The following is a 6,588-nucleotide window of genomic DNA, read 5'->3' on the forward strand; positions in this document are numbered from 1 at the left end:
CGTGACCTTTAGGGCATGAGCCCGATCCCATGGTTGCGGTCGCGCACCGCAGCAGCTCCTTGGGATCGCCTGTCCATAGCAGACCGGCAGCTTCCGGCCTCCGTGAATCCTTATGTTGGCAATCCATGGGGATGAGTTTCTGGAGTATTCAGTCGACGGCCGCCTATGAAGAAGTCACAACGATAGCCGTTGACATTTCCCCGCCTTCACGGCGGTAACTATGCGGAACGCTAGAGTCGAAATACACAGTGTCCCCGGTATCCAGCGCTGCCTCCTTGCCATCCACATTGACTATAAGCCGACCGCTGAGCACGTAGATGAACTCGGCGCTGCCATGTTGATGCGGCTCTGACGGCGGCGCATCGACCGGAAACTCGGCGTAGAACGACTCCATGCGGCGGTCGGAAGCGGGATAGTCCAGGCTTTCGAATAGAAAGGCGGGGGTCTTTTCGCCCGGCGGGCTTGGAAGTTTGAGACGCTGCCGCTTTCGGACGACCGCGATGAGCGGCTCCTCCTTGTCGGCATTGAAAAAGTGGTCGAGGCCGACGCCGAAAACCATAGCGATCCGAAGCAGCGTGGGCAGCGTTGGAAACATCTGCCCGCGCTCGATCTTCGAGAGCATCGCAGGCGAGAGCCCCGTGTGCCCGGCCAACTGCACCAGCCCCAGCTTCTTCCTCAGACGCAGTGCCTTGATACGAGGGCCGATCGCGTAGCGCTGGAGCTCATTGGACAGCGTGTCAGAGAGCACGTCTCAAACTCCTTTTCATGTCGTAAAACTATCACAACGAGAATTATCTTCACAAGAGAATTGGCGTTCTTTTCACGAAAATTTGAGTAGAAAGAAAAACCGTTTGCTCCACATGAAAAGGTGCGGTGCATTTCGCACCCCTGATCGAGAGGAGATTGCCATGAAGTTGAGAAGCCTTTTGTTCGCGGCAGCGATCACGCTCGGAAGCAGCGTCAGCGCGTTCGCCGCGGAGAAGGACGTCGTCGACACCGCCATTGCGGCGGGTCAATTCGAGACGCTGGCTGCAGCGCTCGAGGCGGCAGGTCTGGTCGCCACTCTCAAAGGGGCTGGTCCGTTCACGGTCTTTGCTCCCACCGATGAAGCTTTCGCCAAGTTGCCGGCCGGTACCGTCGAAAACCTGCTGAAGCCGGAGAACAAGCAAAAGCTTACTGCCATCCTCACCTACCATGTGGTCGCGGGGAAGGTGATGGCCGCGGACGTGGCCGGTCTCGACCAAGCGAAGTCGGTAAATGGCAAAATGATCGACATCGAAGTCGAGGGCTCCACCGTAAAGGTCAACGACGCCGCCGTCACTGCTGCCGACATTGCTGCCTCGAACGGGGTCATCCACGTCATCGACGAGGTGATCATGCCGCCGGAGGGCTGACCTTTCATCCCTCGACCTGGAGAAGAACCATGAAGTTAATCAACGTTTTCACTCTCATCCTCCTGATCGTAGGTGGCCTGAACTGGGGGCTGGTCGGATTATTCAGCTTCGACCTCGTGGCCGCGATCCTTGGGGCTGGCTCGGGGCTCGCCCGGATCGTTTACATCCTGGTGGGGCTGTCGGCCGCCTGGCAGATCATCCCCCTCTTTTCTACGATGGGCTCCGGCAATTTCGCTGCCGGGCAGAACCGATAGGACTTGGGAGGGACCCGCTTTCCTCGTCGGCGGCTCCCTTCATCTTTTGCCGATGGACATGTCCTCCCTCCTTCTGCTGGCCGTCTTCGAGGTTGCGAGCTTTGCTGCGGCGGCTCCCGGCGTGATCTTCAGGCCGGGCGCCTGGTACCAGCAGCTCGACAAGCCAAGATGGCGCCCGCCCGATTGGCTGTTCGCTCCGGTCTGGACCGTTCTCTATGCATCGATCGGACTGTCGGGCTGGCTCGTACTGATTGAGGCAGGCATTGCCGGCGCAGTACTGCCTCTAGGTGTCTATGCAGTGCAACTTCTGCTCAATGCCGCGTGGACGCCGATCTTTTTTGGACTTCACCGACCCGGGCTGGCCGTGGTGGCGATCGTCTTGCTTTGGGCCGCGATCCTCGCGACAATTATAGTGTTTTACCCCGTGAATGCGGTGGCTGCCTTGCTGCTGGCTCCTTACCTCGCCTGGGTGAGTTTTGCGGCGGCACTTAACATGTCGATCTGGCGGCGCAACCGCTCGAAGCCAATGTTGCAGGGCGCCCGATGAGAACCCGATGGATCCTCGTGAATGATCGGATGCAGCAAGGCTACCGGTACGCTCTCGTTGCACCCGTTGGCCGTGACTTTCATCCCGATTTCCAGCCAGACTTGACACCCGCCGAGATGCTTGCGCTCGGCGTGTTCGGTGGCAAGTACATGACCGACTGCCGTAACGAATTCCCCAACAGCTGGTTTGCAGAGGCCCGGCTGTCGCCGCTTCGCAAAGATCCATCACTCAACTGGTTCGGTGTCGACGCCAGCCAACCGCTGAGCGTCTGGCGAGCCAAGGGATGGATACATTCCGACGATCCGCGTGGCTGGTTCCAGTGGTACTGCCGGTATCACCAAGGACGTCGCATGCCCGGCGAGGACGAGAGACAGATCGCCCGTTGGAAAGCTATTCGCCGCCATGTCGCTCAGCTTCGCCGAGCCTGCGAGCCTGGGGATTGCTGGTGCCGGCCGCGTCAGCGCCAGGCTCTGCTGCATTGGGCATATGACAGCCGTTCGATTTGACTTTTATGCCGGTGCTCAAAAACGCCCGGAGCCTCTGCATTTTTCACAAGGTGGTCACCCGCCACACGACTGGGCGACGATCATGCGATCGATGCTGTCTGTCTCGTATGGCATCTGCGGGGTGTCGCCAAATCCGATCAACGGCTTTAAATAAAAGCTTTGAAATTCCCTCTGTTTTCCCATAGCGAGCGACCGTGGATGCCACTTTTGTGCCCAGGCTTTGGGCATCAGTCAACACGGGTCTGAAGCGGAAATAATTTCCGCTTTCGGGCTGAAGTTTACGCTACCGCGGCCACCGCGCGGATGGCCGCTTCGCGCTCCATTACAGCCGTTCCGACATCCGCTGCCAGTCCCCAGGAGCGGACATCCAACTCACACGGCAGTGTTAGGAGCGTTATCGTCAAGGACGTCCTCCCGGTCGGGCTAGGTCTTCTCCCTGTTGTAACCTAGAGGTAAACCCCCAGGAGGTACCCCTGCCGATGGTGCTCTCGCACCTGCTATCCTGCCGAGCCTGTCGATTGCTCGATACGGAAAAACCAGGGAAGTCGCAGAGGCGGTCGCCTTCCTCACCGGCCCCGGTGCTGCCTCGGGCATTCTCGTCAACGGCGGCATCAGCGCCTAAGCATTGACATGAAGCGGAGCTCTGTGCCCTCTTGCGCCACCGGCCGGCCTGCGGAGTCCTCAGAGGCGACCGTCAAACCTGTTCTCCTAGGTGATGCTGGACCCACTTCACCTCTTCCGATGCGGTTCGCCCGAAATGCCGTTTGAAGTCGCGGCTGAGTTGCGCTGGGCTGACATAGCCAACTGAAGCCGCCACCTCCGCGATTGTTCCTGTCTGGCGGGCGATCATCAGCCTTGCCTCATGGAGCCGCAGAGCTTTGACATATTGCATCGGACTTGAGCCCGTTAGGTCTTTGAAATGAACGTGGTACGAAGGGACGCTCATTCCCACGGCTTTGGCGAGATCCGCGACGGCAATTTCGCCTGCGTAATTGTCCCGTAGCCAAGCCACGCTCTCGACCAGCTTTCCCGACGTCCCTTTCCGCTGCAGGGCCGCGATCACTGCGCCACCTTGCGGGCCCGACATGACCCGGTAATGCAGTTCACGCAGGATGGAGTCTCCAAGTACGGCGACCTCGACCGGGCTTCCGAGTGCCATCAGCAAGCGCTGCAGGACGTCTTCTGTACTGCTATCCATTCTGCTGGAGTAGAGCCCCCTCGGCCTGGTGGTTACAGGATTGGCGAGTTTTTCGAGCTGCATGGCGATCTCAGCCGCCATCTGCATGTTGAACTCCAGATAGATTGCCAGCAGTGGCCGCTGTGGACTGGCCGTAGACGTCATCCGGAAGGGAACGGGCACCGAGACGGCAAGATAGTGGTCCTCGTCGTAGAGGTAGATTTCCCCATCTAGCATGCCATGTTTGCTCCCCTGCAATACGAACACAGCGCCTGGCTTATAAAGAACGGGAATGTCGTTGAGCACCGCCTCCGTGCGCAGGATACGCACACAATGGAGCGCTGTTTTGTTATACCCGAGGCGGGGTGCGAGTTGCCCGGCGAGTGCTATGAGCCGGTCATGTCCTGATAGCTGTTTTTCTTCATTCATAGGATTTGGCAAGAATCTGAAATAATCCGCAATCGAATTCGCTAAATTTCCAGATTATCTGTCACATCGACGGTTAATCAAGGAGTTTCAGAAATGTCGCAAAAGACCTTCTTTATCACGGGGGCGAACTCGGGCTTTGGACTGGCAATTGCCACTGCCGCAATCGAGGCTGGCCATAAGGTTGTCGGGACCGTCCGCTCTGAAGCTTCGCGCGAAGCTTTGGCAAAGAGCCTTCCGCCGCTTCACCCGGTCCTTTGCGACGTCACCTATTTCGATCGCATCCCCGCCGTGGTTCAGCAAGCGGAGGACGATCACGGTCCAGTCGATGTGCTGATCAACAATGCGGGATACGGGCACGAGGGTGTACTCGAGGAATCGCCCATCGAAGAGATGCGCCGCCAGTTCGACGTGAATGTGTTCGGCGCCGTCGCGGTGGCCAAGGCGTTTCTTCCGAGGTTCCGGAAGCGCCGCAGCGGCTTTATCGTCAACGTCACCTCGATGGGCGGCATGATCACCATGCCCGGCATCGCCTATTACTGCGGCAGCAAGTTTGCACTGCAGGGCATTTCGGAGGTCATGCGCTCGGAAATGGCGCCGTTTGGCGTCCACGTAACGACGCTTTGCCCCGGCTCGTTTCGAACAGACTGGGCAGGTCGATCCATGATCCGCACGGAACGTTCCATTGCGGATTACGATAGCCTGTTTGATCCGATCCGCGAGGCGCGTCAGGCCGTGAGCGGCAAGCAGCTCGGCAATCCGCAAAAGCTGGCCGCTGCGGTTCTGACCCTCATCGAGTCCGACAATCCCCCGCCGCAACTTCTTCTTGGCAGCGATGCGCTGAGGCATGTGACGGCACGGATTGAGCGTCTGCAACAGGAAGTCGAGGCGTGGAAGGATGTGACGGTCTCGACCGACGGCTGACGCGAGGCGATATTCTGTTCTTGACCGTCTGCCTACTAGAAGGTAGACAGGCGGCATGAGCAATCTTTCTACGACCTCCGACGACATCCTGGCTTCCGCTCGAAATCTTCTCATGAGCGGCGGCTACAATGGCTTCAGCTACGCCGATATCTCAGAGGTGGTCGGGATTCGTAAGGCTAGTATTCACCACCATTTTCCCAGCAAGGTCGATCTGGTGCGTGAACTGGTCAAGCGATACCGCGAAGATGGCCAGGCAACCGTGGCAGTCCTTGAGCGGAACGTTCCGGATGCATTCGACATCCTCAAGGTTTATGCAAACCACTGGGCCAAATGCATTGAGGATGCTAGCAGGCCGTACTGCGTCTGTGCGCTGCTTGCCAGCGAGCTGCCGTCTCTGCCGCCGGAGGTCGCAAAGGAGGTGACGGCATTCTTCCGCTTCATCTCTACTTGGCTGGCGACAGTGATGGAGCGTGGCTCCAGGCAAGGGACCCTCACCCTCGCCAGCGAGCCTCACGTCGAAGCCGAAGCATTTCTGGCGACGGTTTATGGGGCGATGCTGTCGGCCAGAGCCTACGGGAAACCGGAAGTATTCTCGATGATACTCGAACCTGCTCTCCATCGTCTTACGCCCACAGTCTCTCACTGATCCTGCGGTCGCTACGCTCCTCAGGCATAATCGCATCCAACGAAACTACCAACTAGTAGGAAGAATAATATGAAGACGTTTTTCGCTACCCTAGCTCTCGGCCTGACGGGCATCCTTTCCATGACAGCCTTTGCGGCACCCGCCCATGCCGAGGATAAGAAAGCCGTGCCGATCCACGTGCGCGGCAGCATCGTCACCTATGCGGGCTCCACACTGAGGGTGAAAACCCGCGAGGGTGAGACCGTCGACGTCGCGTTTGCCGACGACTGGAAGGTCGCGAGTGTCGCGGAAGCCAAGGTGACCGACATCAAGCCGGGCGATTTTGTCGGCATCGCATCCTTGCCAAAGGCGGGCGGTGGCGATGGCGCACTCGAAGTCCTGATCTTCCCTCCGGCGATGAAAGGCCTTGGCGAGGGCAGCTACGGCTGGGATCTCAAGCCCGACAGCAGCATGACGAATGCGACGGTCGCGGATGCGGTCAAAGGCGTCGATGGCCGGACCGTTACCGTGACCTATCACGGCAAGGAAAAGAAGATCGCCATTCCGGACGGCACGCCTGTCGTGACCATTGCTGCGGCGGCCAAGGGCGATCTTGTGCCTGGCGCCGTCGTCTTCATCACTGCCGAAAAGGCTGCAACCGGCCCCATCGCCCATCAGGTGGTTGTCGGCAAGAATGGCGTGGTTCCGCCCATGTAAGCCACGCCGTCGCTGGCC

General features: G+C 58.9%; 10 protein-coding genes. 7 read left to right on the forward strand and 3 right to left on the reverse strand.

Going from position 1 to position 6,588, the window contains the following annotated elements; translation table 11 throughout:
- Positions 1-163: 163 nt before the first annotated feature.
- Positions 164-748 (reverse strand): helix-turn-helix domain-containing protein, encoded by a 585-nt coding sequence (locus tag ACTJKL_RS18530; protein WP_440853493.1) that lies wholly within the window; start codon positions 746-748, stop codon positions 164-166.
- Between the two features lie 160 nt (positions 749-908).
- Between ACTJKL_RS18530 and ACTJKL_RS18535 the strand changes: the two genes are divergently transcribed.
- The 4 genes from ACTJKL_RS18535 to ACTJKL_RS18550 are packed head-to-tail and all read left to right on the forward strand — an operon-like array spanning position 909 to position 2,701.
- Positions 909-1,394, forward strand: a complete 486-nt coding sequence (locus tag ACTJKL_RS18535) for a fasciclin domain-containing protein (protein ID WP_440853494.1) — start codon at positions 909-911, stop codon at positions 1,392-1,394.
- Between the two features lie 29 nt (positions 1,395-1,423).
- Positions 1,424-1,648: a DUF378 domain-containing protein gene (locus tag ACTJKL_RS18540; protein WP_411933392.1), complete on the forward strand. Its 225-nt coding sequence runs from the start codon at positions 1,424-1,426 to the stop codon at positions 1,646-1,648.
- 58 nt (positions 1,649-1,706) lie between these two features.
- Positions 1,707-2,195, forward strand: coding sequence for a TspO/MBR family protein (locus ACTJKL_RS18545; RefSeq protein WP_440853520.1), 489 nt, complete (start codon positions 1,707-1,709; stop codon positions 2,193-2,195).
- Positions 2,192-2,701, forward strand: a complete 510-nt coding sequence (locus ACTJKL_RS18550; protein WP_324762975.1) for a hypothetical protein — start codon at positions 2,192-2,194, stop codon at positions 2,699-2,701. Before ACTJKL_RS18545 ends, ACTJKL_RS18550 begins: the two co-directional genes overlap by 4 nt.
- A gap of 278 nt (positions 2,702-2,979) precedes the next feature.
- On the opposite strand, the gene ACTJKL_RS18555 is transcribed toward ACTJKL_RS18550, so the two are convergent.
- Together ACTJKL_RS18555 and ACTJKL_RS18560 are read right to left on the reverse strand one after the other, a co-directional pair.
- Positions 2,980-3,105 (reverse strand): hypothetical protein, encoded by a 126-nt coding sequence (locus ACTJKL_RS18555; protein WP_437408271.1) that lies wholly within the window; start codon positions 3,103-3,105, stop codon positions 2,980-2,982.
- A gap of 290 nt (positions 3,106-3,395) precedes the next feature.
- Complete coding sequence (locus tag ACTJKL_RS18560; RefSeq protein ID WP_440853495.1) at positions 3,396-4,307, reverse strand: AraC family transcriptional regulator; 912 nt, start codon at positions 4,305-4,307, stop codon at positions 3,396-3,398.
- A 93-nt stretch (positions 4,308-4,400) separates the two neighbouring features.
- Here ACTJKL_RS18560 and ACTJKL_RS18565 point away from each other — a divergent pair, with 93 nt between their 5' ends.
- From ACTJKL_RS18565 to ACTJKL_RS18575, 3 genes are all read left to right on the forward strand, one after another.
- Entirely contained in the window at positions 4,401-5,228 is an 828-nt protein-coding gene (locus ACTJKL_RS18565; protein ID WP_440853496.1) for an oxidoreductase, read from the forward strand.
- 55 nt (positions 5,229-5,283) lie between these two features.
- Complete coding sequence (locus tag ACTJKL_RS18570; protein ID WP_100669451.1) at positions 5,284-5,874, forward strand: TetR/AcrR family transcriptional regulator; 591 nt, start codon at positions 5,284-5,286, stop codon at positions 5,872-5,874.
- Positions 5,875-5,943: 69 nt separating this feature from the next.
- Positions 5,944-6,570 carry a hypothetical protein gene (locus tag ACTJKL_RS18575; RefSeq protein ID WP_338278321.1) on the forward strand — a complete coding sequence of 209 codons (627 nt, stop codon included), beginning with the start codon at positions 5,944-5,946 and terminating at the stop codon, positions 6,568-6,570.
- The last annotated feature ends 18 nt before the right edge of the window (positions 6,571-6,588 follow it).

It is taken from the genome of Sinorhizobium sp. 22678, from assembly GCF_052044265.1.
GTDB classification, from domain to species: domain Bacteria; phylum Pseudomonadota; class Alphaproteobacteria; order Rhizobiales; family Rhizobiaceae; genus Sinorhizobium; species Sinorhizobium meliloti_A.

What these genes read in the sequence shown, in the direction of transcription:
- ACTJKL_RS18535 (WP_440853494.1), top strand. Translation starts at nt 909, where the DNA reads ATGAAGTTGAGAAGCCTTTTGTTCGCGGCAGCGATCACGCTCGGAAGC.
- ACTJKL_RS18540 (WP_411933392.1), top strand. Translation starts at nt 1,424, where the DNA reads ATGAAGTTAATCAACGTTTTCACTCTCATCCTCCTGATCGTAGGTGGC.
- ACTJKL_RS18545 (WP_440853520.1), top strand. Translation starts at nt 1,707, where the DNA reads ATGTCCTCCCTCCTTCTGCTGGCCGTCTTCGAGGTTGCGAGCTTTGCT.
- ACTJKL_RS18550 (WP_324762975.1), top strand. Translation starts at nt 2,192, where the DNA reads ATGAGAACCCGATGGATCCTCGTGAATGATCGGATGCAGCAAGGCTAC.
- ACTJKL_RS18560 (WP_440853495.1), bottom strand. Translation starts at nt 4,307, where the DNA reads ATGAATGAAGAAAAACAGCTATCAGGACATGACCGGCTCATAGCACTC.
- ACTJKL_RS18565 (WP_440853496.1), top strand. Translation starts at nt 4,401, where the DNA reads ATGTCGCAAAAGACCTTCTTTATCACGGGGGCGAACTCGGGCTTTGGA.
- ACTJKL_RS18570 (WP_100669451.1), top strand. Translation starts at nt 5,284, where the DNA reads ATGAGCAATCTTTCTACGACCTCCGACGACATCCTGGCTTCCGCTCGA.
- ACTJKL_RS18575 (WP_338278321.1), top strand. Translation starts at nt 5,944, where the DNA reads ATGAAGACGTTTTTCGCTACCCTAGCTCTCGGCCTGACGGGCATCCTT.